This window comes from Streptosporangium sp. NPDC000095 (genome assembly GCF_042899335.1).
GTDB lineage: Bacteria > Actinomycetota > Actinomycetes > Streptosporangiales > Streptosporangiaceae > Streptosporangium.
The window spans coordinates 667770-693391 of sequence record NZ_JBIAZS010000001.1; the positions used below are offsets into that span (position 1 = coordinate 667770).

Genomic DNA, 25622 nt, shown 5'->3' on the forward strand with positions numbered 1-25622 from the left:
CTGGCGATCCCGGGAAAGACAGGAACGGCCGGTCGCGAAACCCTGTGGAAGGCCTCGCCCGGCGGGTCCGAATGTTCGTCGAAACGTCCGTGGACGTCGCGGAGTCGCGAACGACCTCGCCGAAAGCCCTCCGGGCGTCGGCGAGGCCGGGGCCGGAGGAACGCGGGACGGTCCCACGGCGGAGGTCCGCGCTCATCCGCCGGTCACCGAGCAGGGATCACCCAAAGGGCACCTTCCGGGCACGCCCTCATAGGATGGCCACGTGGCTCAACTCCGTATCGCCCTGGCCCAGTCCAATCCCGCTGTCGGCGACCTGGCCGCCAACACGGACAAACTCGTCGAGTGGACCCGCCGCGCCGCAGACCGAGGCGCGCACCTGGTCGTCTTCACCGAGATGTTCCTGACCGGATATCCCGTCGAGGACCTCGTGTTGCGCACCTCGTTCGTGGAGGCGTCGATCGCCGCGATCGAGGAGGCCGCGCGACGACTGGCGGAGGCGGGACTCGGCGAGATCCCCGTGGTGGTCGGCTACGTGGACCGCGCGAAGCTCGCCCCGCGCGTCGGCCAGCCCAAGGGCGCCCCGCTCGACGCGGCCGCGCTGCTGCACCGGGGCCGGGTGGTCGTCAAGACCGCCAAGCACCACCTGCCGAACTACGGCGTCTTCGACGAGTACCGCTACTTCGTCCGCGGCGACCGGCTGCCGATCTTCCGGCTGCACGGTGTCGACGTGGCGATCGCGGTCTGCGAGGACCTCTGGCAGGAGGGCGGCCCCGTCGCGGTGGTGGCCGAGGCCGGAGCCGGGCTGCTGGTGGTACCGAACGCCTCCCCGTACGAGAAGGAGAAGGACGACGTACGCCTGGAGCTGGTGGCCAGGCGCGCCCGCGAGGCCGGATGCGCCCTCGCCTACGTCAACCAGGTCGGCGGCCAGGACGAGCTGGTCTTCGACGGAGACTCACTGGTCGTCTCCGCCTCCGGCGAACTGGTCGCGCGCGCGGCGCGGTTCTCCGAGGAACTGCTGATCACGGACCTGGAGTTGCCCGACGCCAGGTACGGAGGTCTCGGCACCTTCCAGATGGACGCCGAGGACGGCACCGTGATCACGGTGGACCGGCTTGAGCTGTCGGCCCGCCCCGTCGAGCCGTACCAGCCGCAGACCCCCACGATCGCCGAGCAGCTCGACGACACCGCCGAGGTCTACTCCGCGCTCGTGCTCGCGGTCCGCGACTACGTCACCAAGAACGGCTTCCAGTCGGTGATCCTCGGCCTGTCCGGCGGCATCGACTCGGCGCTCACCGCCACGATCGCCTCCGACGCCGTCGGCCCCGACCGGGTGCACGTGGTGCTGATGCCCTCCCGCTACTCCTCCGACCACTCGGTGAGCGACGCCCAGGAGCTGGTCGACCGGCAGGGGATCAACGCCACGACCGTGCCGATCGCCGAGATCGTGAGCGGCTTCGAGAAGGAGATCGAGCTCACCGGCCTGGCCTCAGAGAACCTCCAGGCCCGGGTGCGCGGCATGATCCTGATGGGCCTGTCCAACGAGCACGGCCACCTCGTCCTCACCACCGGCAACAAGAGCGAGCTGGCCACCGGCTACTCCACCCTCTACGGCGACTCCGCGGGCGGCTTCGCCCCCATCAAGGACGTGCTCAAGACCTTCGTCTGGGAGCTGTCGCGCTGGCGCAACGCCCAGGCGGGCCGGTCGGGCGAGTTCCTGCACCCCTTCACGGTGCCGCCGATTCCGGAGAGCTCGATCGAGAAGGAGCCCAGCGCGGAGCTCCGCCCCGACCAGCGCGACACCGACTCCCTGCCGGAGTACGGGATCCTGGACCGGCTGCTGGACGACTACGTCGAAAAGGACATGGGCTCCGCCGAACTCGTCGCCGCAGGGCACGACCCGGCCCTGGTCGCCAGGGTGATCCGCCTGGTCGACCTGGCCGAGTACAAGCGCCGCCAGTATCCTCCGGGTCCGAAGATCACCCCCAAGAACTTCGGCCGCGACCGCCGCCTGCCCATCACCAACCGCTGGCGCGAGCCCACCGTCTGACACCCGGGCAGGGGCCCGGCGGGAAAAAACCGCGGGAGAACCGTGCGCGGCCCGTACGGGAACCCTCAGGGGCCGAGGCCCGCCAGGAGGTGGTCGACGATCCGTTCGGCCAGGTCGGAGGACCCGGCGGCCTCGCCGCCCCCCTCGGTGCGGACGTACCACATGACGGTGCCGGCCAGGTTCGCCATCGCGATGGGGACGTCGAGGTCGGCCCGCAGCTCGCCGGTGGCGACGCCGCGCCGCAGCAGGGCGGCGATCGCCGCCCTGCGCGGCTCGATGGTCGCCCGGTGGATCCGCTCCACCAGGCGGGGGTGCCGTTCGGCCTCGTTCATCGCGATGTTCATCACGCAGCGGTTGCGCGCGTCGCACGCGTCGCGCAGGACCACCCGCGCGTAGACGATGAGATCGTCTCGGACCGAGACGCCCGCGAGCGGAGGCAGCGGCGTCTTGAGGGTCGACAGCGCGTCGACGAGCAGGTCTTCCTTGTTCGACCATCGCCGGTAGATCGTGGTCTTGCCGACCCCCGCGCGGGCGGCGATCGCCTCGATCGACAGCTCGGAGAGGCCGGCGCTCTCCCCGACCAGGTCGAGGGTCGCGTCGATGATGGCCTTCTCCGCCCTGGCGCTGCGGGGACGGCCCGCGGGGCGGGGCGTCTGAGCTCCGGCTGCCTGAAACTCGTCGGTGGTCGTCATGGCGTCTCTACACTACCGCCGGTTCCTTCTCGGGGCTGATCCCGTCGGGAACGGCGGCTCCGGAGGACTTGCCGGGCAGCCACCTGAGCACCACCAGGGCTCCGAGCAGCGCGATGACCGCGGAAACGAGGGCGGTGATGTGCATGCCCTCGATGAAGGCGAGCTTGGCCGGCTCGATGAGCGCCGCACCCTGGGCGCCGAGGCCCTGGGCCACGCCGAGCGTGCCGGTCAGGGACTCGCCCGCGATGTGCTTGAGCTGGTCGGGCAGATCGGTCAGGGCCGGAGCGATCTGGTCGCGGTAGGTGGCCGAGAGCAGCGAGCCGAGGAGCGCGACGCCGAGCGCACCGGCCACCTGGCGGACGGTGTTGCTCATGGCCGAGCCGACGCCGGCCTTCTCCCTGGGGAGCGCCTCCATGATCGCGGTGGTCGCCGGGGGCATGATGTTCGCCATCGCCGCACCCTGGACGAAGAACACGATCTCCAGCAGGACGATCGGGGTGTGCTCGTCCATCAGCGCGTACGAGGCGAGCGCGCCGGCCACGACGACCATGCTGACGGTGGCGCTCAGCTTGCCGCCGAAGCGGGCGGCCATCTGCTGGCTCAGCGGCGCGAAGATCAGCTGCGCGGCGGCGAAGGGGATCATCAGGGCGCCCGCCTGCAGCGCGCTGAAGCCCAGCACGATCTGCAGGTAGAAGACCAGGAAGAACATCGCGCCCATCATCGCGAAGAACACGATGCCGATCATGCCGACCGCGGTGGCGAAGCGCGGGTCGCGGAAATAGGCGACGTCGAAGGCCGGGTGGTCGATGCGACGCTCGTACCAGACGAAGGCGGCGAGCACGAGGATGCCGAGGATCGTGGGGACGAGCACCTCGGCGCTGGCGATCGTGGCCAGTTCCCCGCCCCGGATGATGCCGTAGGTGACGGCGACGAGGCCGACGATGGAGAGGATCACGCCGATCGGGTCGAGCCTGGAGGGCTTGGGGTCACGCGACTCGGGCACCACCACGCTGATGAGCACCATGCTGATCAGCACGATCGGCAGGTTGATCAGGAAGACCGAGCCCCACCAGAAGTGCTCGATGAGCAGGCCACCGGTGATCGGGCCGATCGCCACGGCCAGGCCCACCCCGCCGGCCCAGATCCCGATCGCCTTGCCGCGCTCCCGTGGGGGAAAGACGTTGGAGATGATCGCCAGCGTGGCCGGCATGATCGCGGCCCCGCCGATGCCCATGAAAGCGCGGGCGACGATCAGCTGCATGGGGTCCTGAGCGTAGGCGCTGGCCAGCGAGGCGAGCCCGAAGAGGACCATGCCGACCATGAGCATGCGCTTGCGTCCGGTGCGGTCGCCGATCACCCCGAAGGTGAACAGCAGGCCCGCGAACACGAGCGTGTAGGAGTTGATCGCCCATTCCAGCTGGCTCTGGGTGGCGCCCAGACCTGCCTCGGGGTCCGCGATCGTCTTCAGTGCGACGTTGAGGATGGTGTTGTCGATCACGACCGCGAGGAGGCTGAAGACCAGCACCCCAAGGATCTGCCACCGCCGCGGGTGGCCGAGCTGTTGTTCCACGAAAGGCCCCGTATTCGATACGCTTGAGTTTCGAAACACCACCGTAGCGCCAGCTTTTACGATACGCAACCGTATCGTTTCGTATTTATCGTGAAATGTCGTGACCCAGGTCAGGCGGCCATCGGCACAGGATCCTCGACCACGGCCGCGGTGCGCCGCCAGAACGGCAGCGCGACCAGCACCATCAGCACACCGACCAGCCCGGCGGCGGCGAAGGCCCAGCCGGGGCCGGAACCGTCGATGATCACGCCCGCGATGGGCGCCGCGGCACCCCCGCCGATCAGCAGCGCCGTGCCGTGCAGGCCCATCGCCTCACCTCGGGCCCCGACGGGCACCCAGCGGCTCACGGTCTCGATCGTGGAGGAGAGCGCGGGGGCGCACAGCACCCCGGCGGGCAGCAGGGCGAGGACCAGCCAGTGCCAGTCGCCGCCGACCAGCCCGACAGGGACGGTGAGGGCGCCCATGGCACCGATCAGGACCAGTGGCGACACCCCTCGGGGCAGCATCCCGTACACGAAGCCGCCGATCAGCGAGTAGGCGCACCACAGGCCGATCGCCAGCCCGATCCACGCGGTGTCACCGCCCCGCTGCATCGTCGCGACCAGGGAGAGCTCGGTGGCGGCGAGCACGAAGGTCGCCGCGGCGACCGTGCCGAGCAGACCGAGCATGCCCGGGGTGAGCCACCGGCGCCGGGGGATCCTCCCCTGCGGCCTCCGGAGCTCCTCGTCCGAGCGGACGGGCGGGTTCAACACGATCAGCGTCGTCCCCGAGACGACCAGACCGGCCGCGACGATACCCATGGTGGGCACGCTGCCAAGGAGGGTCACCCCCGCGACAGCCAGGGCGGGACCTGTCATGTAGGAGACTTCAACGATCATGGAGTCGAGGGAGAAGCCCATCCTGCGCTGGTCGACCGGGACCAGCGCCGCGAGACACTGCCTGATCACGCTGAACACCGGGAGGCTGAGCAGGCCCGCGGGCACCGCGGCCGCGAGCAGCAGGGGGAACGGCATCGCCCACGCGGTGGACCAGAAGGCGAGCTGGGCGAGTGTGGTCACCACCAGCACCGGGCGCAGGCCATGACTGTCGACGAACCTTCCGGCCAGCGGAGAACCGACCGCCATCCCCACCGTGCTCGCCATCGTCACCAGGCCCGCCGCGGCGAACCCGAGGCCGAGCCCACTGGGATCGACGACGTGCATCGTCAGCGTGATGGCGATCGCGGTCGAGGGGATGCGGGCGACCATCCCGACCAGCAGCAACGACCGCACGCCCGGAATCGCCAGCAGGCGGCGGTAAGGTTCGAAAGCCATTGTGATTACTTACCTCCGCGAGCATTGTGCCGCACACCCCCGATGCTTCCGCCACCGGATTACCGCGCCCACACCCTCGAAGGGCGGCATGCGCCACCCCGGCCTCCCTTACGTACGCCACCCATCACCCACACAGCCCCACAAAAACACGATCTGTCACGATAAATAACAGTGTGTCACAGGACCAACCGTACGAACACGCCGTACTCCCCCCATACCTCTCCGGATTACCAGACCGATCGGGGCTGTTGCACCTGTCGTACGCGTGCAATCATCGGAACCGTCCGGGGACGCCACTGGGGCGCCTCGAGACTTCATTGGAGGGTCCCATGTCCTCTTCCGTCTCCAACCGGCCGACCTCCCTCTACGGCGGCCAGGCTGGACGAAGGATCACCGTGCGCGACGTCGCCGCCGCCAAGGAGCGCGGCGAGCGGTGGCCGATGGTCACCGCGTACGACGCCATGACCGCCAGGGTCTTCGACGAGGCCGGCATCCCCGTGCTGCTCGTCGGCGACTCGGCCGCCATGGTCGTGTACGGGTACGACTCGACGCTGCCCGTCTCCGTGGACGATCTCATGCCGCTGACGGCGGCCGTGGTCCGCGGCTCCTCCCGGGCGATGGTCGTGGCCGACCTGCCGTTCGGCTCCTACCAGTCCTCTCCCCAGCAGGCCCTGGAGACGGCCGCCCGCTTCATGAAGGAGGCGGGAGCCCACGCCGTCAAGCTTGAGGGCGGGCGACGGGTGCTCCCCCAGGTCGAGGCCCTGGTCTCGGCCGGCATCCCGGTGATGGCCCACCTGGGTCTGACCCCCCAGTCGGTGAACGCCCTCGGCGGTTACCGCGTACAGGGCCGCGGCCAGTCGGGCGACGAGCTGATGGCCGACGCCAAGGACCTGGAGTACGCCGGCGCGTTCTCCGTGGTCCTGGAATGCGTGCCCACGGACCTGGCCGAGCGGGTCACCGCGTCCCTGTCGATCCCCACGATCGGCATCGGTGCCGGGCCCGGCACCGACGCGCAGGTCCTCGTCTGGCAGGACCTGATGGGCCTGACCGCGAGCCCCGCCAAGTTCGTCAAGAAGTACTTCGACCTCGCCCACGAGATGGACAGGGCCGTGCGCAGCTTCGCCGACGAGGTGTCGACCGGCGCCTTCCCCACCGCCGAGCACAGCTACCGCTGACGGTCCCCGGGCCCCGCGGCCCGGTGACCGTGTCATCGAAGTCACACCCGGGGTCACCGAGCCGCCTCGGCCGTCCCGAGGCGGCTCCTTCGCGTGGTCCACGCGCCGCGTCCGGTGAGTGCGGACGAACGCCTCCCGGCCGAGGTCGGCAGATCCCCGCCGAAGACACCGAAGACACCACGGTCGGTCGGACGACGAGCCGGACTTCACCGGGAGGCGTTCACCTCCCCCCTCACTGCCAGAACTGTCAGACGAGCGTGGCGGGATCGGTGTTGGCGCCGCACACGACGACGGCCACCCGCTCGCCGGGGGCCGGGGAGTAAACGCCGGACAGCAGGGCCGCGTACGCCGCGGCCCCCGCGTGCTCGGCGGCGATCCTGTGGCTCCGCCACAGCTCGCGCCGCGCCTCGACGATGGCCTCGTCGGAGACGAGAAGGCTCCGTACCCCCGCCGCGCTCGTGATCTCGTAGGCGATCTCGCCGGCCCGGCTCGCGCCCAGGGCGTCGGCCCCCACCCCGGAAACCTCGACGCCGACCGGCCCGCCCGCCTCCAGCGCCCGGTGCAGGGTCGGGATGAGCTCGGGCTCGACGGTGATCACGCGGGCACGGCCACCGAGTGCGACGGTGATACCGGCGACGAGCCCACCGCCGCCGACCGCGACGATCACCGTGTCGACTCCCCCGGTCTGCTCCAGGACCTCCAGGCCCACCGTGCCCTGTCCCGCGACCACCTCGGCCTGGTCGTAGGCGTGGATGTCCAGGGCACCTGTCTCGGCCGCGCGCTTGACCGACGCCTCGTACGCCTCGGCGTAGACATCGCCGATCCGGGTCACCCTCGCGCCGAGCGCGCGCAGCCCGGCGACCTTCACCGGGCTGGAGACCGTCGGCACGAACACCTCCGCCCGGACGCCGAGGCTGCGTGCCACGTACGCCACCGCCAGGCCGTGGTTGCCCCCGCTCGCCGCGATCAGCCCGGCCTCGGGGATCTCTCCGCAGGCGAGAGCGCGGTTGAAGCCTCCCCGCGCCTTGAACGACCCCGAATGCTGAAGCCCCTCCAGCTTCAGGAACAACCCCGGTGACACCTCGACCACCGGCGTGCGCAGGACATGTCCCGCGATGCGCTCGGCGGCCCGTTCCACATCCCCGACGGACACCCTCATACGTGCTCCCTCCCGGAAACGATCAGAAAGCGGCCCCGTGCCGCGGTGCGGGAGTCCTCGATGATCGGGTTTCCCTCGGTTTCAGGCAAGAGCCTGCTCGAAGTCGGCCCACAGGTCCTCGACGTGCTCGATGCCGACCGCCACCCGCACGGTACCCTCACCGACCCCGTGCCTGGCGAGCTCCTCGGCCGCGAGGGTGTGGTGGGAGGTGGTCGCGGGATGCAGGATGAGCGTCTCGACGCCACCGAGGGACGGGGCGAGCAGGGCCAGCTTCACCGAGCTCATGAACCGCTCCCCCGCCTCCCGCCCGCCGACCAGGTCGAAGGAGAAGACTCCCCCGAAGTCGGGCAGGAGCTTGGCCGCCAGCTCGTGGGAGGGGTGGGAGGGCAGTCCCGGCCAGTGCACGACGGAGACGGCGGGATGGGCGTTCAGGCGGGTGGCCAGCTCGCGGGCGTTGGAGCAGTGGCGCTCCATCCGCAGCGGCAGTGTCTGGATGCCGCGCAGGGTGAGCCAGGCGGCGAACGGGTCCGCGCTGGCGCCCAGCTTGACGTTGAAGGCCCATACCTTGCGGTACAGCTCGTCGGAGGCGAAGACGGCGATCCCGCCGAGCACGTCGGTGTGACCGCTCAGGTACTTCGTCGTGGAGTGCACCACGATGTCGGCGCCGTGCTCTATCGGCCTGCACAGGATCGGGGAGGCGAAGGTGTTGTCGACCACGGAGATCAGTCCGGCCTCGCGGGCCGCGGCGCACATACCCGGCAGGTCGGCGACCTGGGTCACCGGGTTGGCGATGGTCTCCAGATAGACGAGCCTCGTCTCGGGCCTCACGGCCGCGCGCAACGCCGCCGGGTCGTCCTCGGGCACGTAGGAGACCTCGATCTGGAACCGCCCCACCAGATCGTTGATCATCCCGGCGGTGCCGCCGTAGAGGGCCTTCTGCGCGATCAGGTGGTCGCCGGGCTTCAGCAACCCGAGCAGTACGGAGTTGATGGCGCCCATGCCGGAGCCGGTGGCCACGGCGCCGACGCCGCCCTCCAGTCCGGCGACGGCCTCCTCAAGGGAGCGGACCGTCGGATTCGACAGCCGCCCGTAGACGAAGGCTCCGTCCGGACGGCCCATCCCGTCGGCGAAAACGGCCGGATCGTCGAAGACGAACCCGGAGGTCTGGTAGATCGGCACCGCGATGGGACGGCTGCCGTTCAGTGGCGGCTGGGGCAGGTGGACGGTACGGGTCTCCGGACGAAAACCAGTCATGCGCCTCTCCGGACGAGAATCAGTCATGTGTCAAGAATGTCCGGCCAACGAGCTACTTGTCAGATCCAATCAGGCAAGATTGGCCCGGTTTGAGGGTCGAATTTCGGCAAACGGCCACCGGACGAAGCCCATGCACCCCGCCCCGTCCCCGGCTCCCGCGACCATGAGCGACCGTCAGATGTCGGTGATGCGCAGACCCGCGTGAGCCTTGTAGCGGCGGTTGATCGAGATGAGGTTCGCGGTCAGCGCCTCGACCTGGTGGGCGTTGCGCAGACGGCCCGCGTACACACCGCGCACCCCGGGGATCCGGCCCGCCAGCGCCTGGACGGTGTCGGTGGCCTCGCGGTCGTCACCCACCACGAGCACGTCCAGGGTGATCTCCTCGACCTCGGGGTCCAGCAGCAGGACCGCCGAGACGTGGTGGAAGGCGGCGACCACGCGGCTGTCGGGCAGGATGGCCGCGGCCTGCTGGGCGGCGCTGCCCTCCTCGACCGGGAGCATGTACGCCCCCTGCTTGTCGAAGCCGAGCGGGTTGACGCAGTCGATGACGATCTTCCCTGCCAGTTCGGAGCGAAGGGACTCCAGCGTGGCACGGTGCCCGTCCCAGGGAGTGGCCACGATCACCACGTCGGCCTCCGCCGCCACGGCCGGGTTGTCCGCGCCACGCACCGAGCCACGCACAGAGCCGCCGATGCTCTCCGCCGCCGCCTGAGCCCGTTCCGCGCTCCGCGAGCCGATCAGCACGGTGTGCCCGGCGAGGGCGAACCGCCGGGCCAGGCCCTTGCCCTGGTCACCGGTTCCGCCCAGGATCCCGATCGAAATCCCGCTCACGTCCGGAATATCAATGCTCACTCAGCGCTCCTTATCGTCCCCCGGCCACTTAAGACCGGACTCCAGCGACCATATCGCCTGCCCCGATCTTCTCAGGGGCGCGTTTCCAGGATCGGCGCGGGGTCTGTGGGGCACGATGGTGCGATGGACGCCGGGTCGGTGACACTGCTGCGCGAAATCCTCGCCTCGACCGGCTGGGTCGAGCGGACCCGCGAGCTGGGCCTCGCCCTTCGCGCGACGCGCTCCCCCGGCGGGCTGCTGGTGGTCGGTACACCCCAGGAGGAGCCCTGGCACCTGACCGCGCACCTGAGTGACGAGGCGAGGTTCTCCGGACTGCCCCAGCTCGCCCCGACACTGGTCCGCTGGGCGCCCGCCCCCGAAGCGCCCGCGCACCTGCGGGTCGGTCTGGAGCGGATCGAGCGGGCGGGGCGGGGCGAGACGCTGTTCGTGGTGACCGAGGAACGCGCCCCCGAGGCGCTGCTGGAACGGGTGAGCGACGCCCGCAGGACCGGCACGACGATCCTCGCCCTGGACGGCGGCGACCCGGATCTGGCGGGTCTGGCCCACGACGCGCTGACGGTTCCCGAGCGGGCGCCGTTCTCCTTCGACGGGGCCCAGCACCTGGTGAGCATGGCCGCGGGCGAGGTCGGGCGCCGTCCCGGCCTGCGCGACCGCCTGGCGAGGTTACTGGAGCGGATCAGCGGTCCTCAGGTCGCCGACTAGGTCCGCGGCTCGGCGCACCGCGACGGCCCCGCGACGGCCCCGACGACCACGGTCCGCACCGGCCGACGGCCTCAGTCGTCCCCGTCCCAGGCGCGGTCGCTCTCCTTCCACTCCTCGTTCCTGTCGGCTGCGGTCTTCAGCGCGGCGCCGGCTTCCTCGCGTGTCGGGTACGGCCCCATCCTGTCCTTGTTCGGGCATCCCTCGTCGGGTTCGACGGCCATGTGCCTCAGGCAGAACCACCATTGATCACTCATGCGGCAATACTGCCCAGTGAGAAGCACAACTAGACTGAGGGACCATGACGACACTGCTCCAGCCCGGGCGGATCTCCCCTATCCGCAAGGTGCCCTCTCACATCCGGCGGCCGGAGTACGTCGGGAAGAAAACCCCGAAGACCGGCGAGCCCGACGTCAAGACCCCCGAGATCATCGAGCGGATGCGGGTCGCGGGCAAGCTGGCGGCCCAGGCACTCGAAGAGGTCGGCAGGCACGTGGCGCCCGGCGTCACCACCGACGAGCTCGACCGGATCGGTCACGAGTTCCTCTGCGACCGCGGCGCCTATCCCAGCACCCTCGGCTACCGGGGATATCCCAAGTCGCTGTGCACCTCGATCAACGAGGTGATCTGCCACGGCATCCCCGACGACACCGTGCTGCGCGACGGCGACATCGTCAACGTCGACATCACCGCCTTCATCGACGGCGTGCACGGCGACACCGACGCCACCTTCCTCGTCGGCGACGTGGACGAGGAGTCGCGCCTGCTCGTCGAGCGCACCCGCGAGGCCACCAACCGGGCCATCAAGGCCATCGCCCCCGGCCGTCAGCTCAACGTGGCCGGTCGCGTGATCGAGGCCTACGCCAAGCGGTTCGGCTACGGCGTGGTCCGCGACTTCACCGGGCACGGCATCGGCACCACGTTCCACTCGGGCCTGATCGTCCCCCACTACGACGACCCGTCACTCGCGGTCACGCTGGAGCCGGGCATGACGTTCACGATCGAGCCCATGCTCACGCTCGGCACCATCGACTACGAGATCTGGCCCGACGGCTGGACCGCCGTCACCAAGGACCGCATGCGGACCGCCCAGTTCGAGCACACCATCCTGGTGACCGAGACCGGCCACGAGATCCTGACACTCCCCTGAGTCCCGGCCCGCTCCATGGCGGCGTCTCAGGCCGGAGAGTCCCTGAAGTCCGAGGGGCCGAAGGTCCGGAGCGACGCGACCCCCTGGGCCGACGCCTCCATCGGGGATCCGCCCGCTCGATGTCCCGGTCAGTCCTGGCGGGGCACCACTCCGGTGACGGTGGTCCCCTCGCCGGGAACGCCGTTGACACCGAGCGTGCCGCCTAACTGCTCGAAACGGGTGCGCATCGCGGTGATGCCCCGGCCCGCGGCCTCTCCGAAGAAGCCGACACCGTTGTCACTCACCGTCATACGCAGGCCGCCGCGCCCGAAGGTGACGGCGACGGAGACGACGCGGGCCCGGCTGTGCCGCTCGGCATTGGCCAGCGCCTCCTCAAGCACGGCCAGCACGGCTCTCGCGACCCTGGGCGGAACGTCCTGGGCGGGCAGCGCCCAGATCTCGACGGCGATCCCGGTGCGCTCGGCCCACTCGGTGAGTTGCTCTTCGAGCGCTTGGGCGAGGCTTCGGCTTCGGCCCTCGCGTACGCGCACTTCCTCGGACACTGCTCAACCTTCCTGATGCACATTGCAGCCCCCGGCCCCCCGACCGGATATGTGGATGGGCGTGGCGCGCGATGACGAAGCGCCGCACCCGCTGCGGTGAGCACGAGCCCCCTGAAAACACAGGCTACCGGGAGGTGTCCTTAAGGGGGCTCGAAGATAGAAGGCCGTAGCTGTCCGGCTACTCCGCGCCGTCTCGCCTGTTGAGTTTGGCCAGGTAGTCATTGTACGCGTCGAGCTGGGCATCGCCACTGCCACCGTCTCTGGCCGCGACGGCGTCGGCACGGCGGTCGGCGCGGCGGGCCCCGCGATCGTCGTGGCGCCACCACTGGTAGGCGAGCGCGATAAGCACGATGAGGGTCGGGATCTCGCCGAACGCCCAGGCGATGGCGCCGCCGGTCTGCTGGTCCTCGATCGCGGACGCGCCCCAGGTCCGGCCGAGCTGGTCGTACCAGTCGGAGGCGAGCACGGTGCTCATGCTCATCAGCGCGATGCCGAAGAACGCGTGGAACGGCATGGTCACGAACAGCAGGATGAGCCGGGCCACGTGCGGCAGCCGGTAGGGGGCCGGATCGACACCGATGATCACCCAGAAGAACAGGGTCCCGCTGAGCAGGAAGTGCACCGTCATCACGATGTGACCGAGGTGCTCCTCCATCGCGGCGGCGAACAGCGGTGTGAAGTACAGCGCGTAGGTGGAGACGATGAAGATCGCGGTGGCGATCGCCGGATGGGCGATGAAGCGGACGAACCTGCTGTGCAGAATCGTCGTCAGCCACTCCCGCGGCCCCCGGTCGCCCCTGCGGGCGGCGGGCTTGAGCGCGCGCAGGGCGAGGGTGACGGGCGCACCGAGCACGAGGAAGATCGGCACCAGCATCGAGAGCGTCATGTGCTCGGCCATGTGCGCGCTGAACAGCACCTTGGCGTAGCGGGCGACACCGCTCTGGGTGGCGATCAGCAGGATCAGCACACCGGTGAACCAGGCGGCCGTACGCCCCTTGGACCAGGCGTCACCGCGCCGGGTGAGCCGTACGACACCGGCGAGGTAGAGACCGGCGAGCAGGGCGATGATCGTGCCGGAGAACAGGTCGAACCACCACAGCGAGGCCAGGTTGGCGAGCGAGATCTCCGGCGGCATGGTGTAGCCGAGCACCTCGAAGGCCCTGTCGACGGGCAGGATCGCCGGGGGCGGTGCGGTGCGGGACAGCGCGACGGCGAGGCCGACGGCCGCGAACATGACGACGATCTCGCCTCCGGCGAAGCGGAGGAACGCGCCGGATCCGCCCGCCGCGAGCAACGGCAGGGTCCGGGTGCGGTGCCACCAGCCGACGGCGCCGAGCAGTGCGAACGCGGCCGTCTTGGCGAGCAGCAGCAGGCCGTAGGCGGAGGTGAACAGCTCGGAGATCGCGCTGAGCCTGGCCAGGACGCTGAACAGGCCGGACAGTCCCACCCCGACGAAGCACCACAGCGCGAGGGACGAGAAGCGTGCGGCGGCGATCTCCAGGTGCGGCTGACGGCGCAGCGCGTGCGCGCAGAGCACGCCGAGGCCGCCCACCCAGAGGGCGAGGACGACCAGGTGGACTGCGACGCCGGTGGTGGCCAGATCGTGGTTGGGCGAGGAGGCGGAGTGGCCGGTCAGGGCGGGCGGGAGCATGGTGGCCAGGGCGAGGACCAGCAGGCCGCCGGCCGCGCCGGCGGTGATCGCCCCACGGGCGAAGAGCGCGATCGCGACCGAGAACAGCACGACCAGGGTGAGCGCGATGCCCTGGGAGACCTGGCTGGCGAAGCTGGTGAGCTCGTCGCCGCCGAGCACGTCGGCCACCGGCAGCCCGAGCGCCTCCGAGAGGCTGAACACCATCGTGGCCGCGGCGGCCCCGGCCCAGACGAGGGCGATCCAGGAGGCGGCCTTGACGTAGCCGAGGGCGGGTTTGCCCAGCAGGCCCTTGTCGTTGGGAAGCAGGAACGCGGCGGCCAGGAGCGTGCCGACGGTGAGCACGCCCGCCGCGTCCATCGTCAGCTTCGCCAGCGGCAGGCCCCAGCGGGTGAAGGAACCCTGGTCGGGCAGGCCGGGAATGATGCGCGGGCTCGCGGCACCTCCCGCGATCATGGCGATCACCAGGGCGGCGACGGCCGCCGCCGCGCCCGCCAGAGCGAGCTTCACGACCCGGCCGTTCGCCGGCGCCTCGACCTGTGCCGCCTGCGCGGACCGCGCGGTTTTGCTCATGTCTTCTTCCTGCCGCGCATGCTGAGGAACAGGCCGATGCCGATGCCGGTCAGGCCTCCGACGACGATCCACATCCAGCCGGGGACGCCTCCCGAGGAGCCGGATTCCTCCGACCGCCCTGCGGCGGCCGGGCTGAGCGTGGCGACCGGTGTGCTCTCGGCGGCCGTGCTCTCCGCGCTCTCCGCGGGTTCCGGGCTCGCCGAGGACGGCGACGGGGACGGCTCCGCGGAACCGAGCAGGGTGAAGGGGATCTCCCCCTCGATCGGGTGGCCGTCGGAGGACACGACGCGGTAGGCGATGACGTACGCGCCGGGAGGTAGATCTCCCTTGACCTTCTGGGTCACCACGGGGCCGTCGGCGACGGGCTTGCCGTCCTGGTACGTCTCGTCGCCGGAGCGCACGACGACGTTCGGGAAGCGCACCGAGGCACTGAACGTCAGCTTCACCTCCTCCAGGCTCTCGACCTTCGCGCCCTTGGCCGGATCACTGCTCTTGAGCCGGTCATGGGCGAGGGCGGGCGAGGCGAAGGCCGTGCCGAGAACGAGGGCGGCGAGAAGCGCGAGGGCGACCGCGACAGGGGAAGTCTTCATGGCAACCACAAGGCTACCGACGAGACCGCGCGGTCTCGACCCCCCTGTCCGATCCGCGTCCCCGCAGGGCGCCCTCACCGTCTCGATCTACCGAAATGCGGGGCAGTGCTCCGGCCTTCAGGTCGGGGGTGAAGGCGTGCCCGGGAGTGCCCGCCAAGGCGCGCGCCGACCCCCGCGCGCTGCTTGACCGCGACGCGACGGGGGAATCTCCGGTTTCCAAGCCGGGGAGGAGCTCAAAGCCCGACGCAGGCCATCGCCCGCTTGTAGGCGTCGACGCTCCGGTCGGGCTCGTCGATCCGCTCCAGGACGCGGGCCGCGGTCAGCCAGGCATGGGCGGTGAAGCGGGTCTCCGGCGCCTGCTCCAGGCACTCGGCCCCGGCGGACAGCTCCCGCGACGCCTCGGCCTGCATGCCCAGCGCCGCGAGGGTCTCGCCGTGCAACAGGCGCGCCTCCGCCTGCAGGGCCTTGGGCATGCCGTCGAGCAGGCCGCAGACGAAGTTCATGTGCTTCTCTGCCCGGTCGGGGCGGGCGAGCAGCAGCTCCGCCCGGACGAGGCTCATCGCGCAGCGCATCTTGGTGATCGAGCCGGCGGAGCTCTCCGTGAGCTCCTTCTCCACCTTGAGCAGCACATCGCGCCAGGCCTCGGCCTCCATGGGCCGGGCGATCAGCATGACCTGGGCGTAGTCGCCACGCAGCCGGGCCAGCCGGCGGGGGTCACCGTACTCGGACTCGATGGCCAGGGCGCGCTCGGCGTGCGTGACCGCCTCGTCGGCGTGACCGGTCTCGATGGCGGCGATCGCGGCGCCCCAGTGCGCCAGGGTGAGCGCCGTCGGGGTGTCGAGGAGCTCGGCGGCGGCGATCAGCTCGGCGGCGAACTGACGGGCCCGCAGCAGGTCACCCCGCTCCACGTACGCGGCGAAGAGCTGGCTGCCCAGCCTCATGAGGCTGTCGGTCCAGGCAGGCCTGACCGCACCGGTGAGGATCTGCTCGGGGACCTGGATCGCCTGGGCCAGGTCTCCCTTCTCGCGGTAGCAGCGCGAGAGCGCGACGGCGACCGCGATGTGACGATCGGGGCTCATGACCGTCGTGTCGCTCTCGTGCAGCCCGCAGAAGAGGACGATCGCCCCCTCCAGGTCACCGCAGGCCTCGGTCGCGAGGGCGAGGCCGTACTCGACGTCCTGCCGCAGCTGGGGCAGGCCGGCCAGGCCGCTGTCGGCGAGAAGCTCGGCGTAACGGTTACGGGCCTCGACGACCTCGCCGTTGTCCAGGGCCATCTGCGCGTAGCTCAGCGCGAGCTCGATCTCCTGCATCTGCTCGGCGGTGACGCCGTTGATCAGATAGGTCAGGGAACAGTCGAGTTTTTCCGCGAGAAGCTCCAGCACCGCGGGGGTCGGAGTACGCTTGCCACTCTCGATGAGAGAGACGTAACTGTCCGACAGCTCTGGATGAGCGAGCTGCGCCTGAGAAAGACCCCGTTGCCGACGGGCGGTTTTGATGCGCTGCCCCACCAAGTCTTGACCGGTCACGTTACCCCTTGAAAGATATCATTTGAGCAGCAGAACCTACGACAGGAGTCTCCCCGTGCGCCGACGTCTTGCCTTGTCTGCCCTCGCCATGCTGTTTACGGCTACTTTTGCCGTCACCGGCAATGTTACGACCGCGAGTGCTGATTCGTCTGCCCCCCTAAAGGACACCGGCAAGTATTCTTTGCAGACGGCTAGCGCCCAGGCCTACCTGGGCTGGAGCTACCCGGACTGAGCGACGACTCAGCCCGGCCGAAGGACAAGGAACGACACACCCCGCCCTCCGTGGAGAGCTTCCAGCCAGTGAGCCGTCCACCCGTCGGGTTCGGTGTGCTCGCACCGATGTGAGCGCGCAGGCGTCCGTCATGCGCGCTCCAGCGGGACGGGAATCTGAACACCGGGGCGCCCGCGCCCCGGAGTCGGCGCCACCGATCATGGCCGAGCCGGGATCCGAACCCTCCCGTGAAGATCATCGCTCTTCACGGGGGATCCCGGCCGGAGGAACACCCGTGTTCGGCTCGCGTCACACGCGTACGACTTCATCGCAGGTCACGGCTCACTCCAGTCTGGCCGACCGGGCAGATGACGGCCGCTCGGCCACTCTCATCGGCGTCATGTCGTTCCGCTTGCTCTTCGTCGCCGACCGGTCCGCAGGCCGGTCGGCTCACGAACCCCTGCGCCGGGCACCCCCTCGGCACCTTCACGTTTGGAATCAGTCGTCACCCTGAAAATATATTGAAACAATCCACCATCAAGTCAATGTCCTAAAGCGGTCAGCCGAAGCCCGGGAAGACGGACGGCCATTTCGCGGCGGACGCAAAGAAAGCCCCGGACTGTTTCGGCTCACGGAAAACCAGGAATGCGCACGACCCGCAGGAAAGTAAACGAGCATGATCCGCCCACGGGAAAGCCTCGGGGAAAGCAGCGAGCGCGGGCGACTCGCCCCCACCTCGACCTCTCTTGAGTTCGGCCTCTCGCCCCGGCGCACACGGCACGTGCCCGCGAGCGTCTCTAGGTGATCTCTAGAATCACCTGCGACAGTGAAACGGCGAGAATCCCAGAATGATCCGGCGAAGTCCGGTGGCGGGAGTTCGCCTCTTCGGGCCTGGCCCGAGAAGGCATTGCCGAGCACCCCTGCCACCGCCGGCCCGGACGACGAACGCGAGGGGCACATGACCCACTCCTTACCGGTCCCGCCCTCCGGGGGAGAGCGATCCCAGGTCCGACAAGACGCCGAAACCCTGTGCTCATCCGCGAAACGGTCAATAGATGTGTTTCTTCCTGAACCAGGAAGAAACACTACGTTTCTCCAGATTTTCGATTCCCCTGGCATCCCGCCGGGAGTGCGAACAAGGATCGTGGTCGATTCGCCGTACGAAACAGCCGGTTTCCCCGCGTCCGTGGAGCTGAGGGTCGACCCGCTGATCTCTGAGAGATTCATGGTGATCGACGACCATATCGCCTTGACGGGCCACGCGTCCCGGATGGCCGTGGTGCGCACCCCCGTGCTGCTCTCGTTGCTGGGAGACCTGTTCGAGCACGTCTGGTCACGCGCCGAACAGCGTCCGCGGGGGTGGACGGCGCCGTTCTCACTCACGGAGCAGGAGAAGACCATCTTGCGAATGGCCGCGGAGGGCATGACGGACGAGGTGATCGGCCGCCGGCTCGGGCTGACCTCCCGCACCGTGCGCCGCCATATGGCCAACGCGATGGGGCGGATCGGGGCGCACAGCAGACTCCAGGCGGGGATCCGCATCGCCAAAGCGGGAATCGTCTAGGTTCTGCTTCCTGGTCTTCCGGTAACGGGCATGTGCCCGGAAGGCGCCCGTCGTGGTTTCCGGAGCGCGGCCTCTCATCGTCGGTGCAGACGAGCGCGGCGGTCAGGTTCGCGTCGAATCCGGTCTGGTATGTCTCGCCGACCACCGCGAGAGTCCTGGAGAATCCCTCCGGCCTCGGTGGATCACGCGTTCTCAGGACTCTCCCAGAGTGGCCTGAATGGTTTCGGCCGGCGTTCTGGCCACGACCACCCGGAATCGCTCTCGCGGACACTCCCGGGGACATGCGGAGACCATCGCCCGACTTGATTCATGGCTGGTTCCCGGACGTCCCATCTCGAATACAAAATGCGATCGGGCATGCGCGGGAAGTGATCGAAATCATGCCGTCCGCGTTCTTACGGCATCCGGGCGGAGGATGACGCGACCTCCACTTCGACGCGAACCCATCGGCTGGACTTGGCTTCCGCGAATTCGCTACGCCATGCTTGACCGCATGTGGGGATCCGAATGGGCAGGACCGACGAAATCGTGAGGATGGATGACGGCCCCCGGCCGGGGGATTTCCACATCGGCATGCTGGGCTCGGTGGTCGTCCGTAGACTCTCCGACGAACTTGAGTTGGGAGAGCCCCGGCAGCAGGCGATTCTCTGCGTCCTGGCCGCCAATACCGGACGGGCGGTTACGAAAGACCAGTTGATCGACGGCGTGTGGGGGGCGGATCCGCCGAAGACCGCGGAGCAGAGCGTTTACACGTACGTGTCCAAACTGCGGCGAACACTGGAGCCGGACCGCGATTCACGAAGACCTTCGAGGCTGCTCGCCTCCACCTCGGGCGGATACGCTCTGCGGCTCGAACCCGGGCAGGTGGACGCCGAAGTGTTCAAAGAACACCTCGACCAGGCCCGGAGATCATACGCCGAAGGCTCCCACGAGACGGCCCTGCGGTTCCTGAGGGACGCGCTGAAACTGTGGCGGGGGCCGTGTCTGAGCGGAATCCCCGGCCCGTTCGCCGAGTTCGAGCGGCGCAGACTGGGAGAACTGCACCTGGTGGCGCTGGAACTGCACGCGGAGCTGCTGCTCCTGCTCGGACACCCGCAGGACGCCGCCACCCGGCTTGTCACCCTGACCGCGGAGCACCCGTTGCGCGAGCGGCTCCGAGAGCTGCACATGGCCGCGCTCTACCACTGCGGCCGGCAGGCGGAGGCGTTGAAGATCTACCGGGAGACCCGGCGCCTGCTCTCGGAGGAGCTGGGCGTCGAGCCGCACGAGAGTCTCCGCAGGTGCCACGAGCTGATCCTGCGCGCCGCCCCTCTGTCCGACCTGCCCTTGCCGGTGGCCTCCCTCACCCCGAAGCCGACGCACACCCGGCCCTCCGGGAACCGTACGGCGGCGGAGAGGACGACGGTCCGGCAGTTGCCACGTGATCCCGTGGATTTCGTCGGGCGTGCGGAGGAGCTCGTGCGGTTGAGAGCACTGCTCTCCCCCTGGGACGGCTCCCCGCCGCACCATGTCGTCGCGATCACCGGAGCGCCGGGATCCGGTAAGTCGACCCTGGCCATCCGGGCCGCGCACCTGGTCCGCGACCGCTTTCCCGACGGGCAGCTGTACGTGAACCTGCGCGGGGCCACCCCGGGCATGAAACGACTCGAACCGATCGAGGTGATCACCAGGTTCCTGCGTGACCTCGGCATGCCCCCGCACACCGTCCCCGCCGACGTCGAGGAGGCCGCGGCACGCTGGCGCGGCGAACTCGACGGCCGCCAGATGCTCATCGTGCTCGACGATGCCGCCGACCTGGCCCAGATCCGCCCGCTGCTGTCGGTGTCGAGGGGCAACGCGATCCTGACGACCAGCCGGGAGAGCTTCACCCTGCTCGACGACTGCGCCCGCGTGCCGATCTCCGGGATGCGACGGACCGAGTCCTCGGCGATGCTCGCGAAACTGATCGGAGCCGAACGGGTCGCCCAGGAGGTCCAGGCCACAAGACACCTGATCGATCTGTGCGCGGACCTGCCGCTGGCCGTCGGCATCGCCGGAGCCCGGCTGGCGAACCGGCCCCGCTGGAAGGTGGCCGACCTGGTGGACCGGCTGAACGACGAGCACCGCCGGCTAAGGGAACTGGCGGCGGGCGATATCGCGGTACGGACCAGCCTGGCCGTCAGCTACGACACGCTCGCCGGCAGCGACCAGTTCCTCGACCGGACGGCCGCCCGCGCGCTGCGCGCCCTCGGCGTGCTGCAGACGGCCGACGTGACGGCGCACATCGTCGGCGCCCTGCTGGACGTCTCGGTGGAGATGGCGGAGCACGCCATGGAACGGCTCGTCGACGCGCACCTCGCGGAGATGGACGAGCCGGGAAGATACCGGCTGCACGACCTGGTGCGGCTGTTCGCCAAGGAGCAGGCCGCGAGCGAGGAGCCCGAAGCCGACCGCGACGCCATGCTGGACCGGGCGTTGAGCTCGTACGTCGGAACCACCCGCCTGGCCATAAAGGTGGGCCGCTACCCGCGCCCGGCGCAGACGGACGTCGACCTCAGCGCCGCACCCCTCCCACTGACCTCGTGCGAGGAGGCCCGCGACTGGCTGCACCGGGAGCAGGCCAACCTACTGTCCGCCGCCTCCCAGGCGATGTCCGCCTCCCGGGAACGAACCGCCCGGCTCGGGGTGGCCCTGGTCTTCGCACTGTTCTGGCACCTCCACCACACCGGTCTCCACGGCCAGCTCCTCGAGATCAGCTCGCAGCCTCTCGCGATCGGCCGGCGGCTGGACGATCACAGCATCGAGTCGTACGCCCACGGCTTCGCGGGTCTCGCGCTGAACATGGCCAACCGCCCGGCGGAGGCCGTGCACCACCTCCGGCATCAGCTGATCCTGTATCGCCGGCTCTCCGACGCGCACGGGGAGCAGAGAGCACTGGGCAATCTCGCCATGAACTACCTCGAACTGGGCCGCTACGAGGAGACCATCGACTGTGCCCGGAAACAACGGGAGATCGCGAACGCGATCGAGCACAGGTCGGGCGAGCACTACGCGCTCACCATGCTCGGAGCGGGATACAACGGCCTGCGCCGGTTCGAGCAGGCGCTGGAGGTGCTGGACGAAGCCCTGACCATGTGCCGCAAGGACGGCAACCGGTACCAGGAGGCGTCCGTGCACAACAGGATCGGCGAGACCCATCTCAGCAGGGGGGACGCCGTGTCGGCCAAGGCCTCCTTCGAGGCCGCTCTCGGCTGCGCGCGCGCCGAGCGGCTGAGCGTCGCCGAACCGTACCTGCTGCTCGGTCTGGCCCGCTCCCACCGGCTCCTCGGCGACACGGAACAGGCCTCGGCCTACCTCGCGCGCTCCCTCGCGACGGCCAGGGAGAGGGGGAACGCGGAGGTGGAGGAGCAGGCATTGACGGAGGAGGCTGTCCTGGCCCGGGAAGAGCCGGTCACGCCCCTGGGCTAGGCGTCTGTCCCGGCCAGGGCGGTGACACGGCAACGGATGCGCCCGTGGGTGGTTCCGGGAGCTTCGCGGGCCGCTCGACGGCAGGAGCCGTGGCCGGTCAGCGCCCGGGTGCCGGGCGCAACCGCAAGAGTCGCCAACGGTCGCCCCCGGCGTTCCGTCGTGCCTGCCATGTCCTCCCCCGCACCCGGCTGATGTACTGCTGACATGAGTGGCATCGAAACGCGGCAGCATCGCGGCGTCGGCGAGAGCGTTCTGCGCCCCGACGGGACGCTGAAGGTGACGGGCGAGTTCGCCTACTCCTCCGACCTGTACCTGGCGGACATGATCTGGGGGGTCACCCTGCGCAGCCCGCATCCGTCTGCGTGGATCCGCTCGATCGACATCGGCCCCGCGCTCGCCATGCCCGGTGTGTACGCGGTGCTCACCCACGAGGACGTTCCCGGCGCGAAGTTCTACGGCCTGGAGCACAGGGACCAGCCGGTGCTCGCCGTCGACCAGGTCCGCTACCAGGGCGAGCCGGTCGCGCTGGTCGCCGCCGACCACCCCGAGCGCGCCAGGCGGGCGGCCGAGGCCGTCGTGGTGGACTACGAGGTCCGCGAGGCCGTCACCGACCCGCGCCGGGCCGCCTTCGACGCCTCCTGCCCCTCGGTCCACGAGAGCGGCAACGTGCTGCGCCACCAGCCGATCCGGGTCGGCTCCACCTTCGAGGCCCCGGTGGTCGTCACCGGCGAGTACGAGGTCGGCATGCAGGACCAGGCGTTCCTCGGCCCCGAGTCCGGCCTGGCCGTACCCGCCGAGGACGGCGGGGTGGACCTGTACATCGCCACGCAGTGGCTGCACTCCGACCGGGAGCAGATCGCGCCGTGCCTGGGGCTGCCCGAGGAGAAGGTGCGGCTCTCCCTGGCCGGGGTGGGCGGGGCGTTCGGCGCGCGCGAGGACCTGTCCATGCAGGTCCACGCGTGCATGCTGGCCCTGCGCACCGGCCGCCCCGTGAAGATCGTCTACAACCGCGAGGAGTCCTTCTACGGCCACGTCCACCGCCACCCCGCCCGGATGCGCTACGAGCACGGCGCCACCCACGACGGCAGGCTGCTGTACGTGCGGGCGGAGATCCTGCTGGACGGCGGCGCCTACTGTTCCACCTCTCCCGCGGTGGTCGGCAACGCGGCCTCCCTGGGGGTGGGGCCTTACGAGGTGGACAACGTCTGGATCGACGCCTACGGCGTCTACACCAACAACCCGCCCTGCGGCGCGATGCGCGGCTTCGGCGCGGTACAGGCGTGCTACGCGTACGAGTCGCAGATGGACCGGCTCGCCGAGGCGTGCGGGATCTCCCCGGTCGAGGTGAGGGTGCGCAACGCGGTCTCCCAGGGGTCGGTGCTGGCCACCGGACAGGTGATCGACTCCCCCGCGCCGCTCGCCGAGATGCTCAGGGAGCTCGACGCGATGCCGCTGCCCGCCGCGCCGGAGGCCACGGACTCACCGGATCTGCGGAGCCTGCCGGGCGGCGTCTCGCAGACCACGCGCGGCGAGGGGGTGCGGCGCGGTGTCGGGTACGGCGTGGGCATCAAGAACATCTGCTTCTCCGAGGGCTTCGACGACTACTCGACCGCGAGGGTGCGGGTGGAGCTGATCGGCGGCGAGCCGCACGTCCTGGTGCACACGGCGGCGGCCGAGGTGGGGCAGGGCCTGCTGATGGTCCAGGAGCAGATCGCCAGGACCGAGCTGGGGATCGACGCGGTGACGGTCGCGGGGGCGGACACCTCGGTCGGTTCCGCCGGGTCCTCGTCCGCCTCGCGCCAGTCCTACGTCACCGGAGGCGCGGTCAGGGCGGCCTGCGAGGCCGTGCGGGAACGACTCGCGAAGCTGACGAGCGACGGGACGTCCCTCGTGGAGGCGCTGGAGCGGGCCGGTGCGGTGGAGGAGACGAGGGAGTACCGGCACCGGCCCACCTTCCCTCTGGACCCGCTCACCGGCCAGGGCGACTCGCACACCCAACTCGCCCTGTGCGTCCATCGGGCCGTGGTGGACGTGGACGTGGAGCTCGGCCTGGTCAAGGTGGTCGAGCTGGCCGCCGTGCAGGACGTGGGAAAGATCATGAACCCGCTCGCACTGGAGGGGCAGATCCACGGCGGCTCGGCCCAGGGCCTGGGACTGGCGCTCATGGAGGAGATCCAGGTCCGTGACGGGCTGGTGCTCAATCCCTCGTTCACCGACTACCTGATCCCCACCATCCTCGACATGCCGCCCATGCGGCTGTCGATCATGGAGAATCCCGACCCGAACGCTCCTTACGGGCTGCGCGGCGCGGGCGAGCCGCCCACGCTCTCGTCCACTCCCGCGGTGGCCGCCGCCGTACGGGCCGCCACCGGTCTGCGGCTGCCCCGGGTGCCCATCCGCCCCCACGACATCGCCCTGGAGGGATGACCGTCGAGGAGAGGGCCGCATCGGCCGACGTCGGCCGATCTCAGCCGGCGTCTCCCGACTCGCAGGCGACGCCGTCATTGTCCCCGTCGATGTACCACTGGTACTCCTCGTGGACACCCCGGGTGTAGGGGCCGTACCCGTTCTCCCTCGCGGCCTTGCAGGTGGCGAACTTGCGGTCGAGTCCCTCGGCGGACGTGTTCCCCGAGGTGGCTCCCGTGGTGTTCGCCGGACGGTTCTGGCCGGTCCCCGAGGTTCCAGAGGTTCCCGAGGGGTTCGTGGCGGCCGGGTCTCCGTTGGTGTTCGCCGGAGGGGTCACCGGCTGGTTGTCGGTGGGGGTCACGGGCTGGTTCTGGTTTCCCTGAGGGGTCAGGGGCTGGTTCGCCGGAGGGGTCGCGCCCGGGTCGGCGGGCGGGGTGAAGACCGATCCGTTCGGCTGCGGGACGTCCGACGGCTGCGGGACGACGTCGCCCGAGCCGAGCAGCTTGACGACCATCGCGTCCGCCTGCTCCTTGGTGAAGGAGCCCGCGATGCTCAGGCTGTCGTCGGTGATCGTCTGGGCGACCTTGGGGGCCGCCACCACCTTCTGTCCCACGACGATCGCGATCTGCTGCCTGACCGGGTCGTCCGCGTTCACCGCCTCCGCGGTCAGGTCGTTGATCTGCTCGCGGAAGGCGGGTGCGAACGCGATCCTGACCGAGTAGGCGCCGCTCTTCTCCTGGATCGTCTCGATCTTCCTCACCGCGTTCACGGTGATCCCCGCGCCGAGCGAGTAGCAGTTCTGCCCGAGGTCGTCGGGATAGGTCTCGGCGACCGTGCAGGCTCCGGGCCTCACCTCGGTCACCGGGGCGAAGTGAATGGGGTTCGCCAGCCGCCTGGGTGGTGTGCCACCGAGCGGCATGTCGGGGTTGCGGGTCATGAGCACCGCGATGGTGCCGAGCACGCCGGTGATCAGCACGACGACGACGAGGGTGGTCACCAGGATCGCGGTCGTGGCGCGACTCGCCCTGGGCGCCCCCTCCGGCGGCTCTCCGGCCCGCTTCTCGCCGGTCCCCGGCGTGCCCGGGATCGGCCCGCCGGGGCCCGGGCTCACGGGTCCTCGAGCGGGGAGTTCCTTTCCTCCGGCGGGAGGCGGAAGGTCGGAACCGGGGCCGCCCGGCCCCTCGGGAACCGGGCCGCCCGGCCC

The 25622-nt window shown here is 69.9% G+C and carries 19 protein-coding genes; 7 read left to right on the forward strand and 12 right to left on the reverse strand.

What is annotated here, in order from left to right; genetic code table 11:
* The first annotated feature begins 262 nt into the window (after nucleotides 1-262).
* On the forward strand, nucleotides 263-2047 hold the full coding sequence (locus tag ACFY3V_RS02715; protein WP_389769257.1) for an NAD+ synthase: 1785 nt from the start codon (nucleotides 263-265) through the stop codon (nucleotides 2045-2047).
* 65 nt (nucleotides 2048-2112) lie between these two features.
* Here the strand turns inward: ACFY3V_RS02715 and ACFY3V_RS02720 are convergent, their stop codons facing one another.
* The 3 genes from ACFY3V_RS02720 to ACFY3V_RS02730 form a co-directional block, all read right to left on the reverse strand.
* Nucleotides 2113-2739: a TetR/AcrR family transcriptional regulator gene (locus ACFY3V_RS02720; protein ID WP_389769259.1), complete on the reverse strand. Its 627-nt coding sequence runs from the start codon at nucleotides 2737-2739 to the stop codon at nucleotides 2113-2115.
* A gap of 7 nt (nucleotides 2740-2746) precedes the next feature.
* The gene (locus ACFY3V_RS02725) at nucleotides 2747-4309 is read right to left on the reverse strand and encodes an MFS transporter (RefSeq protein WP_389769262.1); all 1563 of its coding nucleotides are present in this window, start codon (nucleotides 4307-4309) and stop codon (nucleotides 2747-2749) included.
* Nucleotides 4310-4419: 110 nt separating this feature from the next.
* Complete coding sequence (locus tag ACFY3V_RS02730) at nucleotides 4420-5622, reverse strand: MFS transporter (RefSeq protein ID WP_389769264.1); 1203 nt, start codon at nucleotides 5620-5622, stop codon at nucleotides 4420-4422.
* A 329-nt stretch (nucleotides 5623-5951) separates the two neighbouring features.
* On the opposite strand from ACFY3V_RS02730, the gene panB reads away from it, so the two are divergent.
* Nucleotides 5952-6797 carry a 3-methyl-2-oxobutanoate hydroxymethyltransferase gene (gene panB, locus ACFY3V_RS02735; protein ID WP_389769267.1) on the forward strand — a complete coding sequence of 282 codons (846 nt, stop codon included), beginning with the start codon at nucleotides 5952-5954 and terminating at the stop codon, nucleotides 6795-6797.
* Between the two features lie 247 nt (nucleotides 6798-7044).
* On the opposite strand, the gene ACFY3V_RS02740 is transcribed toward panB, so the two are convergent.
* The 3 genes from ACFY3V_RS02740 to npdG all read right to left on the reverse strand — a co-directional run bounded on the left by ACFY3V_RS02740 (nucleotide 7045) and on the right by npdG (nucleotide 10062).
* Complete coding sequence (locus ACFY3V_RS02740; protein ID WP_389769270.1) at nucleotides 7045-7956, reverse strand: threonine/serine dehydratase; 912 nt, start codon at nucleotides 7954-7956, stop codon at nucleotides 7045-7047.
* A gap of 81 nt (nucleotides 7957-8037) precedes the next feature.
* The gene (locus ACFY3V_RS02745; RefSeq protein WP_389769273.1) at nucleotides 8038-9210 is read right to left on the reverse strand and encodes a trans-sulfuration enzyme family protein; all 1173 of its coding nucleotides are present in this window, start codon (nucleotides 9208-9210) and stop codon (nucleotides 8038-8040) included.
* Between the two features lie 174 nt (nucleotides 9211-9384).
* Nucleotides 9385-10062, reverse strand: coding sequence for an NADPH-dependent F420 reductase (gene npdG, locus ACFY3V_RS02750; RefSeq protein ID WP_389769276.1), 678 nt, complete (start codon nucleotides 10060-10062; stop codon nucleotides 9385-9387).
* 123 nt (nucleotides 10063-10185) lie between these two features.
* Between npdG and ACFY3V_RS02755 the strand changes: the two genes are divergently transcribed.
* On the forward strand, nucleotides 10186-10764 hold the full coding sequence (locus ACFY3V_RS02755) for a hypothetical protein (RefSeq protein ID WP_350947407.1): 579 nt from the start codon (nucleotides 10186-10188) through the stop codon (nucleotides 10762-10764).
* 71 nt (nucleotides 10765-10835) lie between these two features.
* Here ACFY3V_RS02755 and ACFY3V_RS02760 read toward each other — a convergent pair whose 3' ends face one another.
* Nucleotides 10836-11018: a hypothetical protein gene (locus ACFY3V_RS02760; RefSeq protein WP_389769284.1), complete on the reverse strand. Its 183-nt coding sequence runs from the start codon at nucleotides 11016-11018 to the stop codon at nucleotides 10836-10838.
* A gap of 44 nt (nucleotides 11019-11062) precedes the next feature.
* Here ACFY3V_RS02760 and map point away from each other — a divergent pair, with 44 nt between their 5' ends.
* On the forward strand, nucleotides 11063-11911 hold the full coding sequence (gene map / locus ACFY3V_RS02765; RefSeq protein ID WP_350947405.1) for a type I methionyl aminopeptidase: 849 nt from the start codon (nucleotides 11063-11065) through the stop codon (nucleotides 11909-11911).
* Between the two features lie 128 nt (nucleotides 11912-12039).
* Here map and ACFY3V_RS02770 read toward each other — a convergent pair whose 3' ends face one another.
* The 4 genes from ACFY3V_RS02770 to ACFY3V_RS02785 form a co-directional block, all read right to left on the reverse strand.
* The gene (locus ACFY3V_RS02770; protein WP_362895782.1) at nucleotides 12040-12453 is read right to left on the reverse strand and encodes an ATP-binding protein; all 414 of its coding nucleotides are present in this window, start codon (nucleotides 12451-12453) and stop codon (nucleotides 12040-12042) included.
* A gap of 178 nt (nucleotides 12454-12631) precedes the next feature.
* Nucleotides 12632-14674 (reverse strand): cytochrome c oxidase assembly protein, encoded by a 2043-nt coding sequence (locus ACFY3V_RS02775; RefSeq protein ID WP_389769289.1) that lies wholly within the window; start codon nucleotides 14672-14674, stop codon nucleotides 12632-12634.
* Entirely contained in the window at nucleotides 14671-15264 is a 594-nt protein-coding gene (locus ACFY3V_RS02780; protein WP_389769292.1) for a copper resistance protein CopC, read from the reverse strand. Before ACFY3V_RS02780 ends, ACFY3V_RS02775 begins: the two co-directional genes overlap by 4 nt.
* A gap of 233 nt (nucleotides 15265-15497) precedes the next feature.
* Complete coding sequence (locus ACFY3V_RS02785; protein WP_389769296.1) at nucleotides 15498-16790, reverse strand: helix-turn-helix domain-containing protein; 1293 nt, start codon at nucleotides 16788-16790, stop codon at nucleotides 15498-15500.
* Between the two features lie 1355 nt (nucleotides 16791-18145).
* Here ACFY3V_RS02785 and ACFY3V_RS02790 point away from each other — a divergent pair.
* The 3 genes from ACFY3V_RS02790 (at nucleotide 18146) to ACFY3V_RS02800 (ending at nucleotide 24439) form a co-directional block, all read left to right on the forward strand.
* Nucleotides 18146-18565 (forward strand): LuxR C-terminal-related transcriptional regulator, encoded by a 420-nt coding sequence (locus ACFY3V_RS02790; protein WP_389769299.1) that lies wholly within the window; start codon nucleotides 18146-18148, stop codon nucleotides 18563-18565.
* 534 nt (nucleotides 18566-19099) lie between these two features.
* On the forward strand, nucleotides 19100-22012 hold the full coding sequence (locus ACFY3V_RS02795; protein WP_389770210.1) for a BTAD domain-containing putative transcriptional regulator: 2913 nt from the start codon (nucleotides 19100-19102) through the stop codon (nucleotides 22010-22012).
* A 204-nt stretch (nucleotides 22013-22216) separates the two neighbouring features.
* The gene (locus ACFY3V_RS02800) at nucleotides 22217-24439 is read left to right on the forward strand and encodes a molybdopterin cofactor-binding domain-containing protein (RefSeq protein ID WP_389769302.1); all 2223 of its coding nucleotides are present in this window, start codon (nucleotides 22217-22219) and stop codon (nucleotides 24437-24439) included.
* A 40-nt stretch (nucleotides 24440-24479) separates the two neighbouring features.
* Here ACFY3V_RS02800 and ACFY3V_RS02805 read toward each other — a convergent pair whose 3' ends face one another.
* Entirely contained in the window at nucleotides 24480-25529 is a 1050-nt protein-coding gene (locus ACFY3V_RS02805) for an excalibur calcium-binding domain-containing protein (RefSeq protein WP_389769305.1), read from the reverse strand.
* Nucleotides 25530-25622: the final 93 nt, after the last annotated feature.

Bases quoted from the DNA above. Each gene is read 5' to 3' on its own strand.
- ACFY3V_RS02720 (WP_389769259.1), bottom strand. From the start codon at position 2,739: ATGACGACCACCGACGAGTTTCAGGCAGCCGGAGCTCAGACGCCCCGC.
- ACFY3V_RS02730 (WP_389769264.1), bottom strand. From the start codon at position 5,622: ATGGCTTTCGAACCTTACCGCCGCCTGCTGGCGATTCCGGGCGTGCGG.
- panB (WP_389769267.1), top strand. From the start codon at position 5,952: ATGTCCTCTTCCGTCTCCAACCGGCCGACCTCCCTCTACGGCGGCCAG.
- ACFY3V_RS02740 (WP_389769270.1), bottom strand. From the start codon at position 7,956: ATGAGGGTGTCCGTCGGGGATGTGGAACGGGCCGCCGAGCGCATCGCG.
- ACFY3V_RS02745 (WP_389769273.1), bottom strand. From the start codon at position 9,210: ATGACTGGTTTTCGTCCGGAGACCCGTACCGTCCACCTGCCCCAGCCG.
- ACFY3V_RS02755 (WP_350947407.1), top strand. From the start codon at position 10,186: ATGGACGCCGGGTCGGTGACACTGCTGCGCGAAATCCTCGCCTCGACC.
- ACFY3V_RS02760 (WP_389769284.1), bottom strand. From the start codon at position 11,018: ATGAGTGATCAATGGTGGTTCTGCCTGAGGCACATGGCCGTCGAACCC.
- map (WP_350947405.1), top strand. From the start codon at position 11,063: ATGACGACACTGCTCCAGCCCGGGCGGATCTCCCCTATCCGCAAGGTG.
- ACFY3V_RS02775 (WP_389769289.1), bottom strand. From the start codon at position 14,674: ATGAGCAAAACCGCGCGGTCCGCGCAGGCGGCACAGGTCGAGGCGCCG.
- ACFY3V_RS02780 (WP_389769292.1), bottom strand. From the start codon at position 15,264: ATGAAGACTTCCCCTGTCGCGGTCGCCCTCGCGCTTCTCGCCGCCCTC.
- ACFY3V_RS02795 (WP_389770210.1), top strand. From the start codon at position 19,100: ATGGATGACGGCCCCCGGCCGGGGGATTTCCACATCGGCATGCTGGGC.
- ACFY3V_RS02800 (WP_389769302.1), top strand. From the start codon at position 22,217: ATGAGTGGCATCGAAACGCGGCAGCATCGCGGCGTCGGCGAGAGCGTT.